We start from the raw sequence: 25,406 nt of genomic DNA, 5'->3' as shown, positions 1-25,406 counted from the left end.
CCCGGCCTCAACGAGCCTCGTGTGCCGGGCCGTTGCCGGTCCTGTCCGGTGTACCGGGGGGCGACCCGGTTCGGTTCCGGCGGGACCGGCCGCGCAGCACCCGGGCCGACCGGACGATCGCGAAGCGGGCGGCGAGGCGGGTGCGGTGGACGGGGCCGTACTGGAGTCTGCGCAGCGCCGTCACGTATTCGCCGAAGGTGAAGACCCGTTCCGCGCCCGGAAGGAGATGGGTGCGCAGTTCCCCGGAGACGGATCCGATCGACGCGTACCGCTCCGCCACGCTCCGGTAGGCCCGGTCGAGGTACGCGTCGTCGAACGCCGGGTCGTAGGTGTCGCGGAGCAGCCGGTGCCGGTAGTTGAGGGAGCCGAGGACGCTGCCGCTCTCCACGTACCAGACCCGGTCCTCCTCCGCCCGGTCGCCCTGCCGGGGTCCGCCCGCCGCCAGTGCCGTCAGGCTGCTCCGCACGTCGTCCACCTTGCGGCGCAGACCGATGTCGCCGCTCGCGCCGAGGTCCGCCGTCTCCCGCAGGAAGCGCCGGATCAGGAGCCGGGCGAGCCACCGTACGCCGGGCACCCGCGCCAGGTGCTCCAGGCTCCTGCCCTCCGTCTCGACCAGACGCGAGACCTCGTCCGGCCGGGCGCGGCACCGGTGGTGGCGCAGCCACAGGTACGCCGGCAGCAGACGCCCCTCGACCCACAGGCAGGCGCCGATGCGTTCGGCGCGTTCCGCCGCGCTCACGCCGTCCGGCCGCGGCTCGGACCACCACAGTCCTCGCAGGTCGCGCCAGCGCCCCTGCTCCCACAGCCACTCGCTGCGGGCCCGGCGGACGTCGGCGGCGGCGCAGGCCGTACGGACGGACTCGTCGTCGAGCAGGGCGCCGACCTCGCCCACCAGCCCCAGCGCGCGGTGGAGGGCGAGGGTCGCCGCGATCCGCTCCCGCGGGGTGACGGGCACATCGGTCCAGACCGGCCCGCCCGGTTCGGCCGGTTCCAGCGGTTCCAGCGGCGGCAGGCCCAGGGCGTGCCCCAGTCGCGCCATGACGTCGGCGGTGTCGCCGCACAGGACGACGACCTCGGCACCGGCCCGTTCGAGCAGGCGCGCCATGGCGGGCCGCCGCGTGGACGGGTGGGTGGCCGGGTGCTCCACGCGGGCCGTCTCGTGGTTGACCCAGACGACGAGCAGACCGGCCAGCGTGCCCGGTTCGAGCCGCGCCAGCATCGGGTCGACGTCGAAGAAGTCGCTGCCGCTGTAGCCGGTGACGACCACGGCGGGGGAGGCCGCGAGGACACCGGTCAGCTCGGCCGCCCTGGACGCGGGGAACCCGGCCTCGATCCGGGCGAGCGTGGCGCCCAGGGACGCGTGGCCGGGGTCGTCGCGGACCGAGTCGTGGAAGTGCAGCAGACGGCGGGGGTCCGGTGCCGTGCCGCAGATCTTCACATGGGCGCGTTCGACGCAGTCGTCGAAGTTGGCGGTGACGTGGGTGCCGCCGGCTGCCAGGTGCCGGGCGAAGAGCCGGTGCAGCCGGTTGGGCGGCGCGGTGCCCATGACGTCCAGGATCCGCAGCGCCCGGTTGCCGCCGAGGACGCGGTCGGCGACGCCGAGAACGGCTTCCAGGCGGGGGAGCCGGACCGACGGGCCGACGTCCGGCAGCCGGTCGCAGAGGGGTTCGGCCGTCCAGCCGACCGCCGCGTGGTGGTCCATCACGACGGAGTACGGGTCCCGGTTGTCGCAGGACGTGAAGAACGTGCCGAAGACCCGTTGGGTGAGCGCGGCCGCCGCGGGCAGTGCCGACGGCGCGTCCCGGGAGACCCCGGCGCCCGACCAGAAGGTCACCGCCGCCGGCCCCAGGGCGGCCAGCCGCGCGTATGTGCCGTCCGGCACGCGGGAGTCGTCCACGGCGAAGTCGTCGGCCCCTTTCACTCCGGCCGCCCGGCGGTGAGGGTGCCCCGCGGGTCGTGCGGCGGTCGTCCGGCACCGGCACCTTCACCGGTACCGCTCCCCCCGTCGGTACCCGTACCCGCCCCCGCGCCGTCCGCCCCCGGCTCGTTCCCCGTCCCCGGGTCCTCGGACGCCGCCTCCCACAGCGCCTCGAAACGGGCCGTCCAGTAGGCGAACCAACGCGCCGACTCCGCCTTGGTGATCCTGATGTGCATGCGGTCGGCGATGCTCTCGTCCTGGAACCCGTGCGTCTCCACGATGACGTAGCCGTCGGGCGCGTCCGCGTTGACGACCAGCAGGCTGAAGCCCGGGTTGAACGGGATCAACCGGTGTGCGAATCGCGGGTGTCCGCCGAGGCGCCGCAGCACCGACAGGGACTGCCGGAGGGTCATCTCCAGGTCCATGCTGGAATCCAGCTGCAGAGCCGTCATCCGCAACTGCGCGGGATCGGGCGCCTGCACGACGACCCGGCAGCTGCCGCCCCGGTCGAGTATCTCCCTCCTGATCTCCGCCGAGTTGACCAGCACGTGCACGGCCGTCGGTCCGTAGACCCGCAGATCCCTGGCGTGCCTCAGCAGTTCGGCGACGGTCCGGTAGTCCGAGCGGTCCCGCAGCACCGCCTCCGTGTCGGGCCGCTGCAGCTGCGGCACCGAGTTGAGGACCAGGAAGCTCACGCCGGCCAGGACCGCGCTGCCCACCACCCTGGTGTCGACCACTCCCGACAGGCCGAGACCGGTCACCGCGAGGCCGAGCAGGAAGGTGACGTACGTGTCCAGCCGGCGGCGGTGCCGGATGTCGTCGAGGCCCGTTCGGAGCCGGGCCGGGAGCCGCATGGGCATCCGCTTCCTCCTTTCACGCGGCCGTGCCGCGCCACAGCGCGGGCCCGCCGCCCTGCACGCCGGGCCCGGTGACCAATGTGCCAGCGCGGCGGCCGGATCCGCGGGGCCGTGCGGTGCCGCCGTGGTGACGTGGTGGTGCGCGGCGCCGGCACCGCGCGGGCGGGGGCACCGGCCGGTCCCGGCCGCTACAGTCGCTGCCACGCTCCGGGACATCCTGTGCGTCCGCACCGGGTCGCCGCCCGTGTGCTGTCCGTGTGCTGTCCACATCCGTCCGTGTCCTGTCCGAGGCGCACCGCGCGCCCGCACCGGGGCCGCCGTCCCCGGGCCGCCCGCGTCCGTCCGTCTCCTGTCGTCCCCTGCCGTCCCCTGTCGTCCCCTGTTCGACGCACCCCGTGCTTCCGCATCGGGGAACCGGCACGACCACATTCCGGGAGGTCCGGTGACCGTACACCCGCCCCAGAACCCGACCGGCGTTCTCAGCTCGCACCGCGCGACCCTGGCCGAACTCGGCGAACGAGCCGTCGTGGAAAGGCTGGTGCTCCCACGGTTGCAGTCGCGCAACTCCCTCGGCGACGTCATCGGCGACGACTGCGCGCTGACCGAGCCGCCGGGCCCGGACGAGGTGGTGGTCAGCACCATCGACCCGTGCCCCAGGCCGGTCGTCTTCGACTTCCGCGAGCCCGACTACCTGTCCTACGGCTGGCTCACCGCCGTCATCAACCTGAGCGACCTGGCCGCCGTGGGCGCGACACCGACCGGGCTGCTCGTGTCCACCGTCATGCCCGGGGACATGACCGTCCACGCCTACGACCGGTTCCTCCAAGGTCTGGCCGAGGCGTGCCGCACCTGGTCCTGCCCCGTACTGGGCGGCAACATCAAGGACGGCCCGGAGTTCACCGCCACGGCCGCGGCGACCGGACGCGTCCGCGCCGACCGGGTGCTGCGCCGCACCGGCGCGGCACCCGGTGACCTGCTGTGCGTCGTCGGGGAGCCGGGGCTGTTCTGGGCGGCGGTGCTGCGCGCCCTGTACCGCCCGGACGTACCCCGGCTGACCGCCGCCGACGCCGCCGCGCTGGAGGCGGCCCTCACCCGCCCCGTGGCACGGGTGCCGGAGGGGATACGGCTGGCCGCCACCGGCGCGGTCAGCTGCTGCACCGACGCCTCCGACGGTCTGGGCGCCGCGCTGGACGAACTCGCCCGGGTCAACGGCCTGGACGCGGTGGTCGACTCGGCGGCCCTCCTCCCCGGGCCGGCGGCCCGCAAGGTGGCGGCGGCGCTGGGCGTCGACCCGCGGGCGCTGGCCCTGAGCTGGGGTGACTGGGAGCTGGTGTGCGGGATCGCCCCCGGCCGGCTCGCCGCGGTCCGTGCGGCCCTCGCGCCGATCCCGGTGCACGCCGTGGGCGAGTTCCGGCCCACCGCGGGGGACGGCCGCCTGCTGCTCGGGGAGGACGGCCGGGCCCGTCCCGTCGCGGACTTCGGGTCACGGCGCTTCGACGCCCGCTCCTCCTTCACCCACGGACTTGAGCCGTACGCCGAACTCCTCGTCCACGGCGAGCTGTACGACACCGGTGTTGCCGATCGGCAGTGACCGGCGCCAGCCGTGGAAGGCGCTCATCGCGTCCGGGTCCACGGGACGGTCCGGCAGCAGGGTCCGCCACAACACGGCACGCATGAACAGCTCATGGGTGAAGACGACGGTCACCGCGGCGTCCGGACCGGCCCCGTACGGCAGGCCGGCCGCCCGGCGCAGGAACCGGGCCGCGCGCTCCAGCAGTTCCTGGAAGGACTCCGCGCCGGGACCGTCCCGGTGCCGCGGATCCGCCCGCCGCCAGTACGCGTCGGCCAGGGGCCGTCGCCCGGCCGGCGAGGCGAGCCGCGCCGGCGGACCGGACAGGTAGCGGAACTCGCCCACCGGCCAGACCCGGCACGGCACGCCGGGGAACCGGCGTGCCGTCGCCCCGGCCGTCTGGCGGGCCCGGACGAACGAGGACGTCACGATCAGTCCGGGAGCCGCCCGCCAGCCGTGCGCCACCCGCTCCGCCTGCCGCAGCCCCCGCGCCGTCAGCGGCGAGGAGCAGGGGTCGGGGCACGGCCGGCCGGCGTTGGCCTCGCTCTCGCCGTGCCGTACCAGGACCAGCCGCCGCTCCCCGGGCGCCCCTCCTGGCGCCGGCGCGCACCCGGCCGTCGTCCCGTCGTCCGCGTCCCCGGCGCCCGCCCGCGTCATCCGGCCGCTTCCAGCCAGGCACGCACCGACGCGGTGCCGTGCGCGGCGGCGTAGCCGGCCAGCACCGCGCGTTCGGCCGGCCGTCTCTCCGCGCGCAGCAGGTCCCGCAGCGCGAACACCGAACTGATGGGGCAGCCGATGCGGGCCTCCACCGCCCGGGTCGGATCCACGCCGTCCGTGTCCAGTTCCTCCCGGTCGAAGAAACGGACCCACAGCCGGGGCCGTACCCCGATCCGGGACAGCGCCCGCGTGGTCGTCTCGGCGGTGGCACCGGTCACGACCGAGTTGTCCACCACCACGGTGAAGTGACCGGGGCCCGGCCGGGCGACGTGCTCGACGGAGCCGTCCCCGCCGACGGTGGACAGCAGGACGTCGTCGCCGCCGAGGTGCCGGGCGATCGCCGTGGCCGGCGGGATGCCGCGGGAGGCCACCCCCACGAGGTGCGGCGGGCGGCCGTCGCCGGCCGCGGCGACGACCGCGGCCCCCCGCCCGCCGATGATCTCCAGCTGCCGTGCGGTGACCGGGCAGGGGAAGCGGAAGACGTACGGCGAGGTCCGCCCGAGATACGGCAGATACGCCGTCAGGAACTCGTAGCAGGTGTCGGTCGAGGTGAACGCCTCGATCCCGGTGCCGTCCATCACGCGTGCGGATGCCGTGTCCAAAAGCCGATCGTCTCCTTGATCATGTCCCAGCCGGGGCTGAGCGCCCAGTCCCAGTCGTCGATCTGCAGCGCGCGGCCGATCGCCCGCCGGGCCTCCTGCCCGATCGCCCGGGTGGCGTCGTACCAGCGGGTCTCCGCCGCGTTGCGCACCCACAGGTAGGGCCGGGCGGCCGCTTCGGCGGGCGGTGCCGCCTCCCAGCGGGGCAGCCGCCCTTCCAGCACGTCGATGCAGTGGCTCAGCCCCGGCAGCAGATGCACATGGGTGTGGTCGATGCACGGGCCCCGGCCGCCGGTTGTCGTCCCGCCGTGCTCCAGTTCCAGGAGGTCCCTGCCCAGCAGCGCGCAGTGGGCGCGCAGCCGGGACGCCAGCCGTTCGTAGTCCGCCTGCACCCGGTCGGCCGTGGTCAGCAGTCCGCCCGCGTGGCGCCGGCCGACCACCAGGGCGTGCCCCGGCACCAGCGGGCCCAGCGCCGGCACCACCACGAAGTGCCGGCTGCGCAGCAGCACCCTGTTCACCGGCTGCGGAAAGTGACGGGGCGTCATGCCGACAGCGGCGGTGCACAGTTCGCAGTCCGAGCGGTCGGGGGCGGTGGTCGTAAACGCCATGGGGCGGTCATCTCCGTCGGGTTGCGGGGCGGACTGCGCCGGAGCGGCTCGGGCGGGCGGAACGGCGCCGGCGGCGCGGTGTCGCGTGCGACCATGAGCAGACGGGCACGCGCCGGGCCGCGGCGTCACCACGATGCTGGCAAGCCGCGGGCGCGGCGCACAGGGGACCGGCGGTGCGGCCGTGGTGCCCCTGGTGCCCGCACGCGCGCACCGCCGCGACGAGTGCAAGGGGGGACCGAGGCCGTGGTGGAGGACCCCGCCGCCCTGTTCGGCGCCTCGCTCAAGCGACTGCGCGCGCGACGGGGCCTGTCGCAGCGCCAGTTGGGCAAGGCCGTGCACCTCGACCACAGTGTGCTCAGCCGCTACGAGAACGGCGTCCGGGTCCCCGACCCCGATCTGGCGGAGCGGCTCGACACGCTGCTCGACGCCGAGGGCGCGCTCCTCGCGCTGGTTCCCGCGGCGGCCGCGGCGGACCTGCCGGACCCGGCCGCCGAGAGCACCGGCGGCCGCACGGGCGCCGACGGCCACGCGAGCGCCGACGCCGTGCGGCGCCGCGCCTCCGGGCTGCCCTCGCTCTCCCGGCACTTCCTGGGCCGCGACACCGAGACCGCGGTGCTGCTCGCGGCGCTGCCGGCGCCGCCGGCCGGCGGGACGGGAGACGGCGGGACGCGGGACGGGGCCGGGGCCGGGCAACCGCCGGCTCCGTCCGCTGCCGGCCCGGTGGTCCCCGGCGATCCCGTCGTTCTCGCCGTGCACGGTATGGCGGGCAGCGGTAAGACCGCTCTGGTCGTGCGCACGGCGCGGCTCGTACGGGACGCGTTCGCGGACGGCTGCCTCTTCGTCGACCTGAACGGCCATACGGCGGACACCGAGCCGATGCCGCCCGCGGAGGCGCTCGGCCGCCTGCTGCGCCGTCTGGGCGTGAGCGCGGCGCAGCTGCCCGCCGAGACCGGCGAACGCTCGGCGCTCTTCCGTGCCGTGACCGAGGAGCTGGCGCTGCTGCTGGTCCTGGACAACGCCCGTTCCACCCGGCAGATCCTGCCCCTGCTGCCGTCCGGTCCGCGCTGCGCGGTGCTGGTGACCAGCCGCGGCCGGCTGACCGCCCTCGACGACGCCGAGCACCTCGCGCTCGGTCCGCTTCCGCCGGCCGACTCGCTCGCCCTGTTCCGCTCGATCGCGCGGACGCCGGACACGGCCGCGACGCGGGCCGCCTGCGAGGAGATCGTCCGGTACTGCGGGCATCTGCCGCTCGCCGTGCGCATAGCGGCGGCGCGGGCCCGGCACAGTTCCCTGCGCGAACTGGCCAGCCGGCTGGCCGACGAGTACGAGCGGCCGGCCGAACTGGACGACGGCGAACGCAGCGTCGTCGCCGTCCTGGAATCGTCCCTGTCCGCCCTTCCCGCGGAGCAGCGCGAGATGTTCGCGCTCCTCGGGCTGCACCCCGACGAGCCCTTCGACGCGCTGACCGCCGCCGCGCTCGCGCGGATCTCCCCCGGCCGGGCCCGCCGCAGGCTGGAGGGGCTGCACGACGCCGGTCTGCTGCTGCGGGCCACGGCGGACCGCTACCGGTTCCACGACCTCGTCGGCGCGTACAGCCGCACCACCGCCGTCTCCCGGCTCGCCGCCGAAGGCCCGGCCGCCGCGCTGCGGGCGCTGCTCGACCACACCCTGCGCGGCTGCGCCGAGGCCGATCTGCTGATCAGCCCGCACCGCCACCGCTTCCCGTCGGCGGCGGGCCCGGCTCGGCCCGGTGACCGTGCCTTCGCCGACTACGAGGACGCCCTGACCTGGCTCACCGACAACCTGGGCGCGCTCACCGGGCTGTGCGGCACCGCCCGGCGGCACGGACTGGACGCCCACTGCTGGCAGTTGGCGTACGCGCTGCGCGGTGTCTGCTTCCTCGGCAGACACTGGGACGCCTGGGACCGCTCGCACGCCTGGGCCGTCGAGGCGGCCCGCGCCTGCGGGGACCGGATCGCCGAGGCCACCTCACTGGGCAACGCGGCCCTGTCCCACTCCACCCGCGGCCTGCTCGAACCCGCGGAGGAACTGCTCGACCGGGCGATCACCGCGGCGCGCGCCGGCGGCGACCCGTTCGCCGAGACGACCGCGCTCGCCCACCACGCCTGGGTGCTGCACCAGCGCGGCAGACACGCTCAGGCCGTCGCCGAGCAGCACACGGTGCTCGCGTTCCGGCGGGGCAACGGCCTGCCGCGCAACCTGGCCATCGCGCTGCGCGACGCGGCGGTGATGGAACGGGCCGCCGGCCTCGGGCAGGCCGCCGAGGAGCACCTGGCCGAGGCGCTGGCCCTGTTCACGGCGCTGGACATGCGCCTGGACGCGGCGATGGCGTTGAACGTGCGGGGCGAGTTCGCGGCGCGGGACGGCCGGGCCCGGGAGGCCGCCCGGCACTTCGTCCGCGCCCTGGAGGCCGCGCGCGACTGCGGCAGCGCCTACGAACGGGCCCGCGCCCACCACGGACTCGGGCTGCTGGCCGCCGCCGAGGGACCGGACCGGCGGAGGCGGGCCGGCTGGCATCTCGACGCGGCCCGGTGGCGGTTCACCGCGCTGCGAGCGGAGCGGGAGGCGGCTCGCGTCGCCGCCGACGCGGCCGGCCTCGGCGTACCCGTCCTCACGCCCCCCAGTGGACATGGCCCGCCCAGTGCAGCGGGGACCCCGGCATGAGATCCCGCACCGACCGGGCGGCGGCCGAGACGGCCGCGGCGGCACGCCAGGTCTCCAGCGTTCCCCCGGGTCCCCGCAGGGCTTCGTAACAGCGGGTCGCGACCGTGGCCGCGTGCACGTCGCTCACCGGCCACAGCGTGCCGATCACATGGGAGAACCCGGCCAGTTGGAACGCCGACGTGATGTGCACGAACTCGTCGGCCAGCCGGGGCGCCGACATCGTGGTGGCACAGGCGGACAGGTAGCAGAGCGCGCCCGCCGGGTTCGACACCCCGGCGATCTCACGGACCGTCAGCGGCCGCTCCCGGTGGTCGTAGAGCAGGAGCCTGCTCCGGGACGGCACCCGGCGGTCGGCGACGGCGTGGCAGGCGAAGTGGACGGTGCGGCGCGCCTCCAGGGCGGTCAGCACCGCGTCGTGCCCGGCGTCGGCCGCCCTCAGCACCGTGCAGTCGGGCAGCAGCACCCGCAGCGCCTCGGTCTCCCGTTCCGCCCCCGGCAGCGGGGGCGCGTCGGGGGGCTCGGCCACCGACACCACGAGCGGGGCACCCGGCACATCCGGGCCGGCCTCCGTTCCGGGGACGGTGTCCGCGTCCGGGCCGACGCCCCCGCGTGCGTAGTCGAGGGCGCGCAGCGTCGGCGTGTACGAGCTGGTCGTCCGGTCCATGACGGTACGTCCGGACCGCTGACGGTGGTACCCGGCGGCGTGCAGCGGCAGCGTCGTGAACACCCCGATCGGACACCACCACAGCCGGTCGGCGACCGTACCGCCGCCGTCCCCGCCGTCCCCGGCCCTACCGCCCTCGGCCGCACCGGCCGGGCCCCCGACGCCTCCGCCCGCCCCGTCCGTCCCGTCCGTCCCGTCCGTCCCCTCCGTGTCCGCCAGCGCCGTCAGCACCGGCTCCGCCACGGTGTCCCACAGCCATTCCAGCACCCGGCTCATCTCCCGGTGGGCGCGCAGCCGTTCGCCGTACCCGGCGGCCGTCGAGGCCGCGCGTACCGCGGTGTCGAACGCCTCGGCCCGGTGCGCCGCGGCCGCCGCCGTGACGCCCTCGCAGGGCACGTGCCGGGGCGGCCCCGCGGCCGGCAGGATCACCGCGCCGCCCGCCTCCTCGGCCGCGTACACGTACACCAACGGGCCGTCCGCGGACGTGCGGTGCGGCTCGGCGGGCGGTCCGGGGTCCAGGAAGTCCCGCATCCCGTCCTGCTCCCGGATCCGGGCGAGCAGCGCGTTCCACCGCTCGTCCAGCCGGGCCCGGCGGGTGGCCGCGGCGGCGGCCCGGGACCCGTCGGGGGTGTACAGGTCGCCGCCCGGTCCGGCGTCGGCGGCGTACTCCTGCCGCAACCGCGTGAACTCCGCGGCCAGTTCGGGCGCGACGGCGGTGAGCGCCGCCAGGTCCGCCGACCGTTCCAGGATGGACTCGGTCAGCAGCACGCCCCGCGCCCGCTCCAGCAGCCCCACCCCGTACGCCACCCGGCCTGCCGCCACCGCCGTCGCCACGACCTGCGCCGCGAGGCCGCCGACCCGCCCCAGCGCGTGGTCGCGGTCGGGCCGGTCCAGAGCGCGCCCGGCCAGCCGGGGCAGCAGGGACACGGCCGTCTCCAGCAGCGGCAGGGCGGCCCCCGGATCGCCCCGCCGCGCGACGATCCTGGCCTCTTCGCGCAGCGCCCAGATCCGCAGCACGACCGGGGCGCCGGGACCGCGGGACGCCTGCGCGTAGACCTCGGCCGCCTCGGCGAGCGTGCCGTCGTCGCCCGTCCGGGAGGCGAGCGTGGACAGGGCGAGCCCCAGATTCGCCAGCACCGAGGGCCGGTTGCCGTGGCCGGGCGGCAGCGCGGCCAGCGCCCGGCGCCCCGCCGTGACCGCGTCGTGCAGGGCCGTCACCGCGCCGGAGGCCTCGTACTGGGCGCGCAGCACGATCATCAGGTTGGACAGCCGGCCCGGCAGGTCCGGGTCGCCCTCCCCGGTGGTGTCGGCCACCTCGGTCATCACGCGCACCGCCTCGCGCAGGCTGTCGTGGTCCCCGGCGGCCCCGAGCAGCCGCAGCAGCAACCCGAGCGTGCTCAGGACCGCGGGACGGTCCGGGTCGGTGTCGGGCATACGGGACGCGGCCTCCCGGCACACCGCGATGCCCCGCTCGGCCTGCGCGAGGTCGCCGGTCCGCTCCGCCGCGCCGCGCAGCACGATCCCGAGGTTCGCCAGCCGGCCGGCCCGGTCGGGATGGGCGTCCGGGGTCGACGCCACCGCGGCGGCGCCCCGGGCCACCGCCTCCTCCAGCAGGGCGGTGTCCCCGGTCGCCCGGTACGACAGGTGCAGCGACAGGCTCAGGTTGGCGAGGGCCGCCACCCGGTGGGCCGGGCTCAGCGGCCCGGTGAGCGACACCCGGCCGACGGCGACGGCCTCGGCGAGGAGGTCGGGATCACCGGTCACCTCGGCGCGGGAGCGCAGCACCAGTCCCAGCCCCGACAGCAGGGCGAACCGGACCGGCGGGGCGGTGCCCCGCGCCGCGCAGGCGTCCCGCAGCAGGGTCTCCGCCTCGGCCAGTGCCTCCGTGTCACCGGACGCCTCGTACCGGGCGAGCAGACACATGGCGAGGTTGCCCGCCGGGTGGCCGCGCGCCGGGTCACGGGGCCCCAGCAGGCCCAGGGCCGTGCGGCACGCCGCGACGGCCTCCTGGAGGACGCCGGCGTCGCGGGTACGGGTGTGCAGCGCGCTGAGCGCGGCGGCGTGGTTGGTCCAGATCCTGGGGTCGGACTGCGGCCCGGCCGGGCCCGGCGCCACCGACGCCCGGGTCATCGCCACGGCCTCGTGGAGCAGCCCGGCGTCCCCGCCGCGCGTGTGGCAGACGTGCGGCACGTCGGCGAGGAAGCTCAGCCTGCCGGGCAGCTCCGGGGAGTCGCCGGGCGTCTCGGCGACGGCCCGGCGCATGACGGCCAGGGCCCCCTCCAGCAGACGGCGCCGCGACCGGTGGGCCCCCGAAGCGGCCAGCGCCTGGGCGAGGTTGGCGAGCCGCCCCGGACGGGCGGAACCGGAGCGGGGGGTCAGCTTCACGGCCTCCCGGCAACAGGCCAGCGCCTCGTCCAGGATGCCGCCGAGGGTGTCGCCCTCACCGGTGTGGTCGGCCAGCATCAGCAGCGCGGCACCCAGGTTGGCGAGCGCGGTGGCGCGCTCCCCGGCGCCCGCCGCTGTCGCCGCGTCCGCCCTCGTGTCCGGCCCCGCCTCCGCCTTCCCGGCCGCGCTCGCCCTCGCCACCGACCGGCGCAGGAGTCGTACGGCCTCGTGGAGCCGGGCGGGATCACCACCGGCACGGTAGGCGTCCAGATGGCCGAACGCCGATTCCGGGGCGGCCGGGAACGCCGGCTCGGGTACGGGTGAGCGGGAGAGCGCGGGATGCCGGCGCAGCGGTTCGGGCACCAGGTCCGGCGCGCTCTCGCACAGCGGGGCGAGCAGGGCGACCGCCCGCGCCAGTTCGTCCGGATCACGGTTCAGGACCAGGTGCCGGAGCCAGTGCAGGACCCCCAGGGCGCTGCGGGACCCGGCATCGGCCTCCAGGTCCGTCGCGGCGACGAGGGCGGCCCGGTCGGTGTCCGCCTCCGGACAGGTCAGCAGGCCGGGATCCCGGGTCTCGCCGAACTCCGCGATGCGCTGCCTGACCGCCGCCAGCGCACGCCGCCCGGCGACCGCGTCGTCCCCGTCCACGGTGCCCCGCCCTTCCGCCGCCGAACCGCTCCCCGGCCGACAGCATTGCCGAAGAAGGCCGTTGACGACCACCGGTGGCCGGGAACCGGCGCGGCGACCGTGGCATGATATGCCGCCCGTGCGCACGCTCCAGGAGCAGCCAGTGACCGACCGTGTTCCCGCCGCCGACGGTGTCCCCGATGCCGATGTCGCCCTGCTGCTGTCGGACGGCGCGGGCAGATGGCTCGACGCCGAGCCCGCCGACATCGCCCTCGGCGCCGTTCGCGTCGGCGCCCGGCAGATCCACCCGGTGCTGCCGCCCCCGCCCGCGTTCCCCGGGCACGACGCCTATCTCGTCCGGTTCCCCTACGAGTTGCTGCTGGAACCGGACGTGCCGGGCCCGCTCTGGTTCGAGGTCGCCTTCGCGCTGTCCGGCGCCGACGGGTCGGCGGTGGTGGTGACGGACGCCGTGCCCCGCACGGTGCTGGCGGAGCAGGCGCCGTCCGCCGTGGCCCTCGACGGGCTGCTCAACTTCACGGCCGCCGGACCCGGAGAGCCGGGAGCGTTCGCCCTGCCCGAGGCGCGGCCCGTGGTCGACGTCTTCGGCATCGGCGGTTCGACACCCCGCTGGCGGCACAGCACGAAACAGCCCGACGGGGTGCGGCCCGGCTCCTACTCGGGGTGGGTCGCGATGCTGGTGCCCGAGGGCTGCGACGCCGTCGACGTCGTGTGCTCGGCACGCTTCGACCTCGGTCCCGACGACGCGATGGGATGTCTGCCCGCCGCCGTTCCCACCGCGTTCACGCTCCGCCTCGCCGAGGCACGGGCCGCCACCGGCGCCGCGCCGCGGGCGCTCCCCGTGATCACCACCGGGACCGGCGCCCAGGCCGGAGCCGAGGCCGGGGACGGGGACGTGGGTGAGGCCGGAGCCGGGGCCGGTCCAGGCGTCCGACGCACCGACGGCGTGCCGCGGGTGTTCGTGTCCTACGCCCACGACGACGAGCCGCACGTCGAACAGGTGCGTCTCTTCGCCGACTTCCTCGCCCGGGACTGCGGGCTCGACGTCGTCCTGGACCGCTGGGACACCGACCGGCGGCGCGACTGGTACCTGTGGGCCGCGGAACAGGTACGGGAGGCCGACTTCGTCCTCGTGGTGGCCTCGCCGATGTGCCGCAGGGTCGGGGACGGACAGATCGAGAACACGCGGCACCGCGGACTCCAGTCCGAACTCGCCCTGATCCGCGAGAACCTGCACGCGGACCGTGCCACCTGGACCACCAGGCTGCTGCCCGTGGTGCTGCCCGGCAGGACCCCGTCGGACCTGCCCGCGTTCCTGCAACCGAGGTCCGCGGACCACTACATCGTCACCGGCAACACGGTGGACGGCGCGCAGGACCTGCTGCGCGCCGTCCTCCGTCGGCCCCTGCACCGCCGCCCCGCGCCCTCCGAGCGCGTGCTCCTGCTGGACAGGCTCGGCTGACGCACGCGCGGCTGCCGGCTCCGCCGACGCACGGGCGGCTCCGCCACCCCGGCAGGCCCCTTCCTCACGGAACCCGGCCGACGCGGCCGGTCAGTTCCGGTAGCGGGCGCGGCCCACGGCGGCGGCCACGGTCAGCGGGACGCTGAGGATCGCGGCCGTCAGGAACATGCCCTGGTAGGCGTGGTGTTCCGCGGGCCCGGCGGCGATGGCGCTGGCCAGGGCGCTGCCGACGTAGAGAGCCACGCCGAACATGGCGACGCCGGTGGCGCGGGCGGCCGGGGACAGGGCGGTGGCCCAGGACTGGATCGTGGAGTGCATGAACGACCAGCCGCCACCGAGCAGCAGGGCGCACCCCACCAGCGCGGGCACGGACCGGCTGGCCGCGGCCAGGGCGAACGCCACCGTCATCTGCGCCCCGCCGACCACGATCAGCCGCACCGGCGTCCAGCGCCCGACCAGCCGCTTGACGATCTGCGCCGCCGACATCGAACCCACGCCGTACAGCGCGGAGACCACGCCGGCCAGTGTCGCCGAGGCGCCCTGGGCCTCCAGCGCCGGCGCGATGTAGGTCAGGAACCCCAGCAGGACGGCGCCTTCGAGCATCGCGACGGCCATGACGTACCACTGCCAGCGGGAGCTCAGCACCACCTTGAACGGGGTGAGCAGCGCACCGGGCGCCGCGCGCGGCGGTTCCGGCAGCCGGCGCAGGGCGACGACCAGGTAGGCGGCGATCAGGCCGGGGAGGGCGAAGACCAGCCGCCAGCTGACGTAGTGCGCGAGCGCCCCGGCGACGACGGTGGCCACGGCGGTGCCCAGCGCGAACGCGGTCATCAGCTCGCTGAGCGGGCGCTGGCGGACCGCGGCGGGCACGGTGTCCCCGACGTAGGTGATGGACGCGGCGATCGACGCGGCGAAGAACGCGCCGGCCGCGACGCGTGCCGCGATCAGCACCGTCGCGTCGGGCGCGAGCACGGACAGGAGCGCGGCGGCGGCGGCCCCGGTCAGCGAGATCCGCATCACCCGCACCCGGCCCAGCCGGTCGCTCGCCAGGCCCCAGACCGGCTGCATCAGGCCGTAGGCGAGGAAGTAGCCGCTGGCGGCGAGCATCGCCGTGGTCAGCGGGACACCGAGCCGGGTGCCGATGAGCAGCAGCATCGGGGTGATGCAGAAACGGTCGAAGTTGCTGACGAAACCGGCCGCGCGGAGCAGACGTAAGGAGGCGGCGGGCATCGCCGGGCCGGCCGGACCGCCGGCAGCGGTGCCCGGACGGGACGTGGTGCGGGGTGAGTCGGCGGTCTCCATGGGACTCCTCGTGTCGTTCCTGCCGGTGCTGTCGGACGGGATCCAGCTCATCACCGCGGCCGGCCGGGACGGCCCGGTAGCCGATTACCCTTGCTCACAGCCTGGGCGCGTCGCGCCGGCCCAGGGAGCGGGCCGGCGGTGCGAGGAGGAGCGGGGGCGTGCACGGCAGCGGACTGGACGGCCCACGCCGGGAACTGGGCGCCTTCCTGCGCTCTCGCCGCGAGCGGCTGAAGCCCGCCGCCGTGGGGCTGCCCGGCTCGCCGCGGCGCCGCACTCCGGGGCTGCGGCGCGAGGAGGTCGCCGAGCTGGCCGGGGTCAGCCGGTCCTGGTACGCCTGGCTGGAGCAGGGCCGGGTCCGTACCTCGGAGCAGGTTCTGCGGTCGGTGGCGCGGGCGCTGCGGCTGACCGCCGACGAGACCGCGCACGTGCTGTCGTTCGTGGAGCACCCCGGGCCGGAGGAGCTCCCGCCCGGGTGGGTGTCGCGGAACCTGCTGTCGCTGGTGGAGTCGCTGGCGCCGAACCCGGCCGTGGTGCTCGACCCGCACTGGGACCTGCTGGCCTGGAACTCGGGGTACACGGCGCTGCTCACCGATCTGGCGCGGCTGGCGCCCAGGCAGCGCAACCTGCTGTGGCTGGTGTTCCGCTGGCCCCCGGCCCGTACGCTGCTGGCCAGTTGGGAGCCGGAGGCGCAGAGCCTGCTCGGCCAGTTCCGGGCGAAGGCGGCCCGGCACCCGGAGGACGGCCGCTACGCGGAGATCACCGGGGAACTGCTGGCCGACCCGGACGCGGCACGCTGGTACGACCGCCGTGAGATCTCGGCGTTCCATCCCGCCGTACGGCATTTCCGGCACCCGGTGGCCGGTGATCTCCGGCTGCGGTACGTGAAGCTCGCGGCGGTGGACGAGCCCGGCCACCACCTGCTGGCCTACCTCCCCGACGACCGGGCGACGAAGGAGGCGCTGGAGGCGCTCACCGGGTGAACGGGCGCCGCCCGCCGTGCCCGGCGCACCGCTCGGGGGCGGCGGGAACGGTGAGCGGCGCCGCGAGGGTCAGGACGTGAGCACGGCCTTCATCACCGACCCGTCGGCGACCGCGGCGAGTGCGTCGGCGTGCCGCTCCAGCGGGAACGGCGTCACGAGGCTCGCCAGGTCGAACCGGCCGGTGAGGGCCGGCAGCAGGCGTACGTACTCGACGAGATGGGCGCCGGTGAACGCCCAGGAGCCGACGACGTCGAGCTGCCGGTGGACGATCTGGTGCGGGTTGATCAGGGTGTCCCCGGCGTCGGTGTACTGGCCGATGACCAGGTAGCTGCCGCCCCGGCGGCACAGGGTGAGTCCCTGTCCGACGGCGGCCGGGACGCCGGCGCACTCGATCACCAGATCGGCGCCGTCCCCGCCGGCCGCGGCCCGTGCCGCGCGCAGGACCTCCGCGGGATCGGCGGCGTCGGCGATGTCCAGATGGACGTCGCCGATGCCGGCCGCGGCGGCCCGTTCCAGCCGGGCGGCCGGACCGCCCACGACCACGACCTCGGCGGCACCGGCCAGTTGCGCGAACGCGGCCGCCGCCAGCCCGACCGGGCCGCTGCCCTGCACCACCACCGTCTCGCCCAGTCGCACCGGCCGCCTCTCGTACAGCGCGTGCGCCACGGTGGGGCCGGCGCAGGCCAGCGACATGGCGGCGAGCGGGTCGGTGCCGTCCGGGACCTTGATCACGGTGGTGCCCGGTTGCAGCACGATGTGGTCGGCCCACGCCCCGGAGAGCTCCGGGCCGTCGGCGAGGGCCCGGTTGACGCCGTAGGTGCGGCGCCGCTCGCACAGGGTCGGTTCGCGGTGCAGCCGGCAGGGCGGGCAGACGCCGCAGGCGATGGAGGAGGCCCACATCACCGTGTCGCCGGCCGCGAGGGGCGCCCCGGTGGCGTCCCGGTGGGTGCCCTCGCCCAGCTCCGCGACGACGCCGAGCCCCTCGTGCCCGAGGACGAGCGGGACCGGGATGTCCAGATGGCCCTCGCGCAGATGCAGGTCCGTGCCGCAGACACCGCCGTATCCGCAGGCGACGACCATGCCGCCGGCGGGGGCCGCGGGCAGCGGGAACTCCCGCAGCCGCAGCGGCTTGCGGAACTCCTCCAGGACGACGGCGCGTCCGGTCCGCCCGCTCATGCCGACACCCCGCTCAGGGTCCGGGAGAACGGTGCGGCCAGCGGACGCAGCGGCTCGGTGTCGCGGCACACCACGTGGTCCGGCCGGGGCTCGCCCGTGGGGCGGGGCAGGTTGGCGGTGTCGTTGTAGGTGACGATCAGGAGCCGGCGGGCGTACGGCGACATGTTGGGGGACGAACCGTGCACGATCTCCGGGGAGAACAGCACCACGGAGCCGGCCGGGCCCTTGGGGCTGGTCATGCCGTGCCGGTCGACGTGCTCGGCGAGCTGCCGCGGCGACAGCGAGATGTCGTCGGGGTCGAGGTGCTGCTCGGACCTGGCGGCGGCCGAGCGGCCGTCGTGGACGAGCCCGTGGCGGTGCGAGCCGGGCAGGAAGATGACCGGGCCGTTGAACTCGTTCACGTCGTCGAGGAAGACGCCGATGTTGACCTGGCGCGGAGCGGGCAGGCCGTCGGCGAGCCGCCAGGCGAGGTAGTCCTGGTGCCAGGCCCACTTGTCGCCGCCGAACGCCGGCTTGGCGTTGATCTTGAACTGGTAGACGTAGACGTCCTCGGTGAGCAGCTGCCGGACGGGCTCCAGGAGGCGCGGGTCGCGGATCAGCCCGGCGTACTCGGGCTGCCGCTGGTGCGAGGAGTAGACCGCGCGCACCTCCGTGCCGCCGTCCTCGGTCACCACCTGCGGACCGGGCACCCGCGCGTCGCGCTCGAAGGCGGCGCGCAGCGTCTCCACCTCCTGCGGTGCGAGGAGGGAATCGAGCAGGAGGAACCCCTGCTCGTGGTACTGGTCGGCCTGTTGCTGGGTCAGTCGCATGCGCATCTTCTCCTGAGAGGCGGGGGATTCCGTCGGGGCGGGCCGGTGGCGTGTCATCCCATGAAGTGGCCTCCGTCGACGATCAGTTGCTGTCCGGTGACATAGCCGCTGCGCGTGGTCACCAGGAATTCGAGGGCGTCGGCCATGTCCTCGGCGGTGCCGAGCCGGCGACCGGGGATGGTGTCCAGGACGGCGGACAGCCGCTCCGGGTCGTCGAGGCGGTAGCGCTCGGTGACCTCTTCGGTGTCGGTGAATCCGGGCAGCAGGGCGTTCACCCGGACGTGCGGGGCGAGTTCGAGGGCCAGGCACTTGGTGAACTGGAGCAGGCCCGCCTTGCTCGCGCAGTAGTTGGCGCCGTTCCCGCGGGGCCGGATCGCCGTGGTGGAGGCGACGTTGACGATGCTGCCGCCGCCCGCCCGGACCATCGCGGGCGCCAGCGCCCTGGTGAGGTGGAAGGGACCGGAGAGGTTGGTGGCCAGCACCGTGTCCCAGTCCTCGGCGGTCATGGACAGGAACGGCCGGTCACGGTTCACACCGGCGTTGTTGACCAGCACGGACGGTGCGCCGTACGTGCCGGTGATCCGGTCGCCGACGGTCCGGATGTCCGCGGGGCGGGCGAGGTCGCAGCGCAGCGCCTCGATGCGGCCCCCGCCCGCCCGCTCGGTGTCCTGTGCGGCGCGGTCGTCGCCGCGGTAGAGGGCGATCACCCGGTGGCCGAGGGCGGCGAGCCGCAGGCTCAGTGCCCGTCCGATGCCGCGGGTGCCGCCGCTCACCACGGAGATCGTCATGGCGTCCCCTCCGGGCGGCGTGCGCGGGCCGTCACCCGGCGACGAGGTCGCCGCGCTTGAGACCCGCCCCCTCGGGCACCTCGGCCGGGTCGCCGCCCACAGCCGCGATGGCGTTGTGCCCGTCGACGAAGACGACACGGGGGACGAAGGAGGCGGCCTCGGCGTCCGTCATGGAGGCGTAGGCGATGAGGATGACGAGGTCTCCGGGGCTGATGAGGCGGGCGGCGGCACCGTTGATCCCGATGACACCGGAGCCGGCCGGGCCCTCGATGACGTACGTGGACAGCCGGGCTCCGTTGTCGATGTCGACGATGTCGACCTTCTCGCCGGCCATCAGGTCGGCTGCCTTCATGAGGTCGGCGTCGACGGTCACCGAGCCGACGTAGTGCAGGTCGGCCTGGGTGACGGTGGCGCGGTGGATCTTCGACTTCATCAGGGTGCGGTTCATGCGGGTTCCTCACATGGGGTGGGGGCTCGGACGCGGGTCGTGGGCGGACCGGTCGGTGGCAGGGGCCGGATCAGGCCGGCCAGGCGGCGTAGCGGCGCATGCCGTACAGCAGCGGCGCCTCTTCGGCGGCCGGGGAGTGGGTCTGGATGTGGAGCACCTCGCCGATCACGATGGTGTGGTCGGCGGCCGGGACCAGCCGGGCGACCCGGCACTCGGCGGTGGCGTGCGCGTCCTCGGTGAGCGCCGGCAGGCCCGTGGCGGGCGCGGGCCGCCACGGCACGGAGCGGAACCGCTCGGCGGCCGGTCCGGCGAACACCTCGGCGGCGTGCCGGCCGCGGGCGTGCAGCAGGTTGACGGTGAAGGCGCCGCGGGCGGTGAGGACCGGCAGGGTGCTCCCGCTGTCGGCGGCGCAGACCAGCAGCTGCGGCGGGTCGAGGGAGAGCGAGCACAGGGCGGTGCAGGTGAAGCCGTACGGCGTGCCCTGCGCGTCGGCGGTGGTGATGACGGCGACACCGCTGGGGTGGGAGCCCATCAGTGCCCGGAAGGCGTCGTGGGTGACGGCGTGGCCGTCCCGGACCGGGGTCACCATGCGAACGCCCGAGCGTCGTAGAGGTTGACGCCGACCGCAGCCTTGCCCAGGTATTCGAGGCACTCCTGCGGCTTGGCCGGCATCACATGGGCGAACTGGGCCTCGCGGATCAGCCGCTCCAGCGGATGGCTGCGGCTGACCGCGGCCGAGCCGCACAGCCTCAGCGCGTCCTGGGCGAGCCGCGGACCGACCTCGCCGACCACGTACTTGGCGGCGTGCACCATGGCGTTGGCCTCCAGGCTGCCGCGCTCGGCGGTGACGAGGTCACCGGCCTCGTGCACCAGGGCGCGGGCGGCCCGCAGCCGGGCGGACATCCTGCCCAGCTCCTGCTGGACGACGGGCGAGTCGGCGCGGGCCGGGGACGCGGTGACATGGTCGACGGTGTGCCGGAAGAGGGCCTCGGCGATGCCGAGGTAGGCGCCGGTGTAGCCGGCGATCATCCAGTGCGGTTCGCGTACGACCTTGAACAGGGACATGCCCTCGACGCCGAGGTAGAGGCGGGAGCGGGGCACCGGGACCTCGTCCAGCGTCATCGGGGCGGTGCTGGTGCCGTACAGCGCCGACATGTGGTGCGCGGTGCCGAAGCTGACGCCGGGGTCGTCGGCGGCGACGACGAAGTGCGAGACCTCGCCGGTGTTCTCGTCGCCGTTGTCGGCGGCCGCCGCGACGACGTAGTAGTCGGCGGCACCGGCCAGCGAGACGAAGTGCTTGGTGCCGCTGAGGATGTAGTGCGTGCCGTCGTCGGACAGCCGGTAGCGGGTCCGCATGCCGCGGAGTTTGGCGCCGCGTCCGGCCTCGGAGGTGGCGGAGGCGAACAGCTTGCGCCCGCGCACGACCTCGTCCAGCATCCAGGCGCGGAACGTCTCGGCGGCCGGGGGCAGCCGGGTGCCCGCGGCATCGGCGAGCGCGCCGATGACGACGTGGTGCATGTTGAGGCCGAGGGCGGCGGCTCCGTGGTGCGAGCCGAGTTCGGCCAGCACCCGCCAGTAGTCGCCGAAGCCCAGGCCGGCGCCGCCCGCTTCCCGGGGCACGAGCAGGGCGAGCAGACCGGACTCGCGCAGGACGCGGTAGGCCTCGTGGCCGTCGTCGCGTCCGGCGTCGGTGGCGGCCGCGAGCGGTGCGATCCGCTCGCCGGTCCGCGCCGCGAGTTTGAGCAGGCTGTCGAGTGAGGTGGGCAGCGTCATCGAAGTCCTTCGGGTCGGTGGTCGGCCGATCGGGTCTCGTCCGGTCAGTTCTCGACCGGCAGGCCCAGTTGCCGTGCGACGCCCACCCGCAGCAGGTCGTTCGGACCGGCGTAGGTGAGGGCCGCCATGGGGCCGGCCAGGTCGGTGACGAGGTCGAAGCCGGGGAGGAAGGCGCGGACGCCGGACAACGCGGCGGCCTGCTCGGTCATCCGCACGTAGTCCTCGGAGACGGAGATCTTGGTGAGGGCCGCCTCGGTCGCCAGCTGCCGGGCCGGGACGCCGGCGTCGAGCCGGGCGGCCATCGCGTAGAGCTGGACGCGGGAGCGGTGCAGGGCCATGGCCATGTCGCTGATCCGGGCCGCGACCTGGTGACTCGCCCCCATCCGGCGGCCGAAGTGCTCGCGGTCCGCGGCCCAGTCGGCGGTGCGGGCCAGCAGGCGCTGCATCGGGCCGAGGGCGTAGCCGAGGATCACGGAGCGCTCCCAGGCGGTGGTGGAGGCCATCACCGCGAGGCCGGATCCCTCCTCGCCGAGCAGCGCGCTCCCCGGCAGCCGGACGTCCTCGAAGAGGAGTTCCCCCATCGGCACGGTGGGCAGCGCGGTCTTGGTGAAGGTCTCCCCCCGGCGGACACCCGGCAGGTCGAGCGGGAAGAGGAACGCGGACAGCGCGAACGGCGAGCGCCCCTCGGCGGTGCGGGCGAAGACGATCGCCCAGTCGGCCACCGGGGCGGCGGTGATGAACGTCTTGGCGCCGTCGAGGACGAAGCCGTCCCCCTCGCGCCGGGCCCGGGTCCGCATGGAGAACGGGTCGCTGCCGCCGCCGCGTTCGGTCAGCGCGTGGCACAGCAGCATCCCGCCCCGCTGGACGTCGGCGACCGGGCGCCAGGCGTCCGCGCCGAGGGAGTCCCGCAGCGGGAACTGCATCCCGAAGATCTGCGAGGCCAGCGCGTAGCACAGCCCCGGGTCGGCACCGGCCAGGCCGATGCCCTCGATCATGGCGAGCGAGCGGGTGACCGGGCCCGGCTCCGCGTCCGGGGCGGCGAGCCGGAGCACACCGAGGTCGGCCATGGCCTGCCACTGGGTGCTGAAGTCCTCGTCCGCGATCCGCTCGACCACCGGTACGGCGAGGTCGCGGCAGGTGTCGACGAGCCGTTCGGTCGCCGGTGCGCCGGTACGCAGTGCCGCGAGGGCCGCCACGCTCATTTGCGGACCTCGCCGGAGAGGTTCTCGATGGCGTTCCACAGTGCCTTGGGGCTGCGGAAGTTGGCCGCGACGATCTCGGTGTCGGGCAGCACGATGCCGGCTTCCTTGTGCAGCGCGGTGACGATCTCCATGATCGCCAGCGAGTCCACGAGGCCCATTTCGAGCAGCGGGGTGTCGGCGTCGAGGGACCGGGCGTCCTCGCCGCGTCCCCAGGTGATGCGGCTGCCGATGAGGGTGCAGAGTTCTTCGACGCTGATCATGCGGTGATCTCCTCCAGGAGTGCGGGGGCGGCGGGGTGGCCGGCGGCCTCGCTGAGAGCGCGGCGGTCGACCTTGCCGCTGCTGGTGGTGGGCAGGGCGGTGAGCGGGACGACCCGGTCGGGGAGCATCCGCTTGGGCAGTACGTCGCGCAGGGCGGCCAGGACCTCCGGCGGGCTCGCGTCGGTCTGCGCGTAGGCCCAGATCTGGCCGGAGTGGGGATCGCCCTTGGCGACGACCGCGGCGGCGGCCACCCGCGGCAGTTCCAGGACGGCGTTCTCCACGTCCATGAGGTCGATGCGGTGGCCCCGCCGCTTGACCTGGTTGTCGCGCCGGCCGCGCAGGAAGACCACGCCGTCGCGGGTGATCCGGCCGATGTCGCCACTGGGGTAGGCCCGGCGGGCCACGCCGTCCCGGCAGGTGACGGTGACGGTAGGGTCGTCGATCGCGCCGCCGCGCAGATAGCCCTGGAAGACGACCGGTCCGGCGATGTGGATCTCGCCCTCGCCGTCGGTGGGCCGGCCCTGCGCGTCGAGCACCTCGATGTGGACACCGCCGATGCCGCGCCCGATGGGCAGTTCCCGGTCGGCGGTCCAGTCGGCCGGCACCCGGTGATAGGTGCAGGCGTTCGTCTCGGTGGGCCCGTACAGGTTGTAGAAGGACACCCCGTCGAGCAGTCGCAGGTACCGTGCCAGCGGTTCGGGGGCGAACGCCTCGCCGCCGAAGGCCGCGAGGCGCAGGTCGGGCAGGGGGACGTCGGCGATGCCTCCCTGCCGGAGCATGTTGTGGTAGAGCGACGGCACGGCCATGAAGGCGGTGATGCGCTGCTCGGCAAGCCATCCGACGACGTCGCGCGGGAAGGCCCGCAGCACGTCGGGCATCAGGACCGTGCAGGCCCCCGCGGCGGCGGCGCTGAACAGGTCGAAGGTCGTCAGGTCGAAGGTGAGGGCGGCCTGGGAGCCGATCCGGTCCTCGGGGGTGAGGCCGAACTCCGCGGCGGCCCACAGCGCGTAGTGCGCGACGTTCTCGTGCGACAGCAGAACGCCTTTGGGCCAGCCGGTGCTGCCCGAGGTGAAGAGGATGTACCCGCCGGCATCGGTGGGCGCGGGCAGCGGCGCGGGCCGCTCCCGGGGGCCGAGGACCCGCAGCCAGTGCAGGCCGTGCTCGAAGGAGCCCTCGTCGGCCGGCACGCCGTCACGGGCGCGGGCGGCGGCGCGGTGGGCCCCGGCCAGGGCTCGGTCGCAGGTCAGCAGCAGGGAGAGTCCCGCGTTGCGGATCATGCGGGCGGTGCGTTCCGCCGGGTCGGCCGTGTCGAGGGGCGCGGCGACCGCGCCGGCCCGCAGCACCGCGTACAGGGCGATGACCGTGGCCGGGGTCTTGGGCGCGTGGACGCCGACCCGGTCGCCCGGCGCCACGCCGGTCTCCAGCAGCCGCTGCGCCAACGCGTCGACGGCGCGGTCGAGTCGGGCGTACGTCCACCGCTCACCGGCCCCCTCCAGGGCGGTGCGGTCCGGGTGGGCCCGCGCGGAGCGGGCCAGCAGGGCGTCGAGGCGTACCGGTGTCCCGGCGGTCATCGGGCGGCCTCCTGGGACCGGGCGTGCGCGGTGTGCTCGGCGAGGAAGCCGCGGACGGTCTCGGTGACCAGGTCCGGGCACACCAGGTGGGGGTAGTGGTCGCAGCCCTCGGGGACCAGTCGCCGGAACGGGCCGCCGACCGCGCGTTCGACGGCGTCGACCTGGGCCAGGGAGCCGTACTCGTCCGCGTCGCCCTGGATCATCAGCACCGGGGCGGTGACGTCCAGTTCGTCCTCGATGGACCAGTCGCGGAAGGCGGGCGACAGCCAGACATCGCTCCAGCGGTCGAAGACCCCCTGGGGGTCGGCGTGCACCATGGCCATCCTGCGGGCGAGCGGGCCCGCCTCGTAGGCGGCGCGGGCGTTCTCGATGCCGACGCGGTTCGCGTCCTCGAAGTACATGTGCGGGCCCATCCCGACGACCGCTTCGACGGGGTGCGCGCAGGCGTGCAGCAGGGCGATGGAGGCGCCGTCGCTGTGGCCGACCAGGACGGGGCGGTGCAGGCCCAGCGCGTCCAGCAGTTCGGGCAGCACGGTCAGGGCGTGCTCGTGCATGTAGCGAGGGGTGCGGGGCAGCGGGTCGGGACCGCTGCCGCCGCTGCCGTGGCGGGAGTAGACCAGGGCGCGGCGCCCGGTGGCCTCGGCCAGCCGGGCGGGAAAGGGGCCCCAGGCCGCGAGGCAGCCGAGTCCGCCGTGCAGGAAGACCAGGGGTGCCAGGTCCGGGTCACCGTCGATGAGGACATGTTCGACCGGACCGTTGCTCATATCGATTACAGGCACAGCGAAAATCCTTCTCAGTGTTCTACGGCAGCAGCACGAGAATTCCGGAAACCCCATGCGGGCGGCACCTCACGACAACCCGCCGCACGGCAGGGAAAAGTCGATCCGCGCACCGGAAAGTCGCCAGCGGAGACGATGAAGGTGATAACTGCCTGGACGGCAGTGAAGAAGATGTGCGCACAAACGGCGCAGCACTGGAAAGCCAACG

Annotated in this window: 21 protein-coding genes; 4 read left to right on the top strand and 17 right to left on the bottom strand. The window is 75.1% G+C overall.

All coding sequences use genetic code 11. From position 1 onward, the window contains the following. Nucleotides 1-7 precede the first annotated feature (7 nt). Together VT52_RS04935 and VT52_RS04930 are read right to left on the bottom strand one after the other, a co-directional pair. Nucleotides 8-1,897 (bottom strand): hypothetical protein, encoded by a 1,890-nt coding sequence (locus VT52_RS04935; protein WP_143070832.1) that lies wholly within the window; start codon nucleotides 1,895-1,897, stop codon nucleotides 8-10. A gap of 20 nt (nucleotides 1,898-1,917) precedes the next feature. Further along, a complete protein-coding gene (locus VT52_RS04930; RefSeq protein WP_071387385.1) occupies nucleotides 1,918-2,778 on the bottom strand; it encodes a hypothetical protein in 861 nt (286 codons plus the stop codon). A gap of 439 nt (nucleotides 2,779-3,217) precedes the next feature. On the opposite strand from VT52_RS04930, the gene VT52_RS04925 reads away from it, so the two are divergent. After that, nucleotides 3,218-4,366: a thiamine-phosphate kinase gene (locus tag VT52_RS04925; RefSeq protein WP_071387384.1), complete on the top strand. Its 1,149-nt coding sequence runs from the start codon at nucleotides 3,218-3,220 to the stop codon at nucleotides 4,364-4,366. Here VT52_RS04925 and VT52_RS04920 read toward each other — a convergent pair. Genes VT52_RS04920 through VT52_RS37465 form a run of 3 tightly spaced genes read right to left on the bottom strand, consistent with a single transcriptional unit; the run spans nucleotide 4,259 to nucleotide 6,269 of the window. Beyond that, entirely contained in the window at nucleotides 4,259-5,002 is a 744-nt protein-coding gene (locus VT52_RS04920; protein WP_079174840.1) for a histidine phosphatase family protein, read from the bottom strand. The two genes, VT52_RS04925 and VT52_RS04920, sit on opposite strands and share 108 nt — an antisense overlap. Next, the gene (locus VT52_RS04915; RefSeq protein WP_143070831.1) at nucleotides 4,999-5,664 is read right to left on the bottom strand and encodes a hypothetical protein; all 666 of its coding nucleotides are present in this window, start codon (nucleotides 5,662-5,664) and stop codon (nucleotides 4,999-5,001) included. The genes VT52_RS04920 and VT52_RS04915 overlap by 4 nt, the downstream gene beginning before the upstream one ends. After that, entirely contained in the window at nucleotides 5,640-6,269 is a 630-nt protein-coding gene (locus VT52_RS37465) for an HIT family protein (protein ID WP_071387382.1), read from the bottom strand. Before VT52_RS37465 ends, VT52_RS04915 begins: the two co-directional genes overlap by 25 nt. A gap of 243 nt (nucleotides 6,270-6,512) precedes the next feature. Between VT52_RS37465 and VT52_RS04905 the strand changes: the two genes are divergently transcribed. After that, nucleotides 6,513-8,954: a helix-turn-helix domain-containing protein gene (locus VT52_RS04905; protein ID WP_071387381.1), complete on the top strand. Its 2,442-nt coding sequence runs from the start codon at nucleotides 6,513-6,515 to the stop codon at nucleotides 8,952-8,954. On the opposite strand, the gene VT52_RS39360 is transcribed toward VT52_RS04905, so the two are convergent. Beyond that, entirely contained in the window at nucleotides 8,902-12,651 is a 3,750-nt protein-coding gene (locus VT52_RS39360; RefSeq protein ID WP_071387380.1) for a CHAT domain-containing protein, read from the bottom strand. The two genes, VT52_RS04905 and VT52_RS39360, sit on opposite strands and share 53 nt — an antisense overlap. Nucleotides 12,652-12,793: 142 nt before the next feature. On the opposite strand from VT52_RS39360, the gene VT52_RS04895 reads away from it, so the two are divergent. After that, a complete protein-coding gene (locus VT52_RS04895) occupies nucleotides 12,794-14,110 on the top strand; it encodes an SEFIR domain-containing protein (protein WP_071387379.1) in 1,317 nt (438 codons plus the stop codon). 90 nt (nucleotides 14,111-14,200) lie between these two features. Here the strand turns inward: VT52_RS04895 and VT52_RS04890 are convergent, their stop codons facing one another. Next, a complete protein-coding gene (locus VT52_RS04890) occupies nucleotides 14,201-15,412 on the bottom strand; it encodes an MFS transporter (RefSeq protein ID WP_071387378.1) in 1,212 nt (403 codons plus the stop codon). A gap of 158 nt (nucleotides 15,413-15,570) precedes the next feature. Between VT52_RS04890 and VT52_RS04885 the strand changes: the two genes are divergently transcribed. After that, on the top strand, nucleotides 15,571-16,392 hold the full coding sequence (locus VT52_RS04885; RefSeq protein ID WP_071387377.1) for a helix-turn-helix domain-containing protein: 822 nt from the start codon (nucleotides 15,571-15,573) through the stop codon (nucleotides 16,390-16,392). Nucleotides 16,393-16,461: 69 nt separating this feature from the next. On the opposite strand, the gene VT52_RS04880 is transcribed toward VT52_RS04885, so the two are convergent. The 10 genes from VT52_RS04880 to VT52_RS04835 all read right to left on the bottom strand — a co-directional run bounded on the left by VT52_RS04880 (nucleotide 16,462) and on the right by VT52_RS04835 (nucleotide 25,198). Next, nucleotides 16,462-17,568: a zinc-binding dehydrogenase gene (locus VT52_RS04880; protein ID WP_071387376.1), complete on the bottom strand. Its 1,107-nt coding sequence runs from the start codon at nucleotides 17,566-17,568 to the stop codon at nucleotides 16,462-16,464. Then, nucleotides 17,565-18,377 carry a phytanoyl-CoA dioxygenase family protein gene (locus VT52_RS04875; RefSeq protein WP_071387375.1) on the bottom strand — a complete coding sequence of 271 codons (813 nt, stop codon included), beginning with the start codon at nucleotides 18,375-18,377 and terminating at the stop codon, nucleotides 17,565-17,567. Before VT52_RS04875 ends, VT52_RS04880 begins: the two co-directional genes overlap by 4 nt. A gap of 53 nt (nucleotides 18,378-18,430) precedes the next feature. After that, the gene (locus VT52_RS04870) at nucleotides 18,431-19,165 is read right to left on the bottom strand and encodes an SDR family NAD(P)-dependent oxidoreductase (RefSeq protein WP_071387374.1); all 735 of its coding nucleotides are present in this window, start codon (nucleotides 19,163-19,165) and stop codon (nucleotides 18,431-18,433) included. A gap of 31 nt (nucleotides 19,166-19,196) precedes the next feature. Then, the gene (panD, locus tag VT52_RS04865) at nucleotides 19,197-19,613 is read right to left on the bottom strand and encodes an aspartate 1-decarboxylase (RefSeq protein ID WP_071387373.1); all 417 of its coding nucleotides are present in this window, start codon (nucleotides 19,611-19,613) and stop codon (nucleotides 19,197-19,199) included. 70 nt (nucleotides 19,614-19,683) lie between these two features. Further along, complete coding sequence (locus VT52_RS04860) at nucleotides 19,684-20,202, bottom strand: flavin reductase family protein (RefSeq protein ID WP_071387372.1); 519 nt, start codon at nucleotides 20,200-20,202, stop codon at nucleotides 19,684-19,686. Continuing rightward, nucleotides 20,196-21,386 carry an acyl-CoA dehydrogenase family protein gene (locus tag VT52_RS04855; protein ID WP_071387371.1) on the bottom strand — a complete coding sequence of 397 codons (1,191 nt, stop codon included), beginning with the start codon at nucleotides 21,384-21,386 and terminating at the stop codon, nucleotides 20,196-20,198. The genes VT52_RS04860 and VT52_RS04855 overlap by 7 nt, the downstream gene beginning before the upstream one ends. 44 nt (nucleotides 21,387-21,430) lie before the next feature. Continuing rightward, the gene (locus VT52_RS04850; RefSeq protein WP_071387370.1) at nucleotides 21,431-22,588 is read right to left on the bottom strand and encodes an acyl-CoA dehydrogenase family protein; all 1,158 of its coding nucleotides are present in this window, start codon (nucleotides 22,586-22,588) and stop codon (nucleotides 21,431-21,433) included. Next, a complete protein-coding gene (locus VT52_RS04845; RefSeq protein ID WP_071387369.1) occupies nucleotides 22,585-22,848 on the bottom strand; it encodes an acyl carrier protein in 264 nt (87 codons plus the stop codon). Before VT52_RS04845 ends, VT52_RS04850 begins: the two co-directional genes overlap by 4 nt. Next, entirely contained in the window at nucleotides 22,845-24,419 is a 1,575-nt protein-coding gene (locus VT52_RS04840) for an amino acid adenylation domain-containing protein (RefSeq protein WP_071387368.1), read from the bottom strand. The genes VT52_RS04845 and VT52_RS04840 overlap by 4 nt, the downstream gene beginning before the upstream one ends. Next, nucleotides 24,416-25,198: an alpha/beta fold hydrolase gene (locus VT52_RS04835; RefSeq protein WP_071387367.1), complete on the bottom strand. Its 783-nt coding sequence runs from the start codon at nucleotides 25,196-25,198 to the stop codon at nucleotides 24,416-24,418. Before VT52_RS04835 ends, VT52_RS04840 begins: the two co-directional genes overlap by 4 nt. Nucleotides 25,199-25,406 lie beyond the last annotated feature (208 nt).

It is taken from the genome of Streptomyces malaysiense, from assembly GCF_000980885.2.
In the GTDB taxonomy this organism is placed as follows: domain Bacteria; phylum Actinomycetota; class Actinomycetes; order Streptomycetales; family Streptomycetaceae; genus Streptomyces; species Streptomyces malaysiense.
Note: the sequence above shows the minus strand (reverse complement) of the source record. Positions and strands in the feature narration are given on the sequence as shown.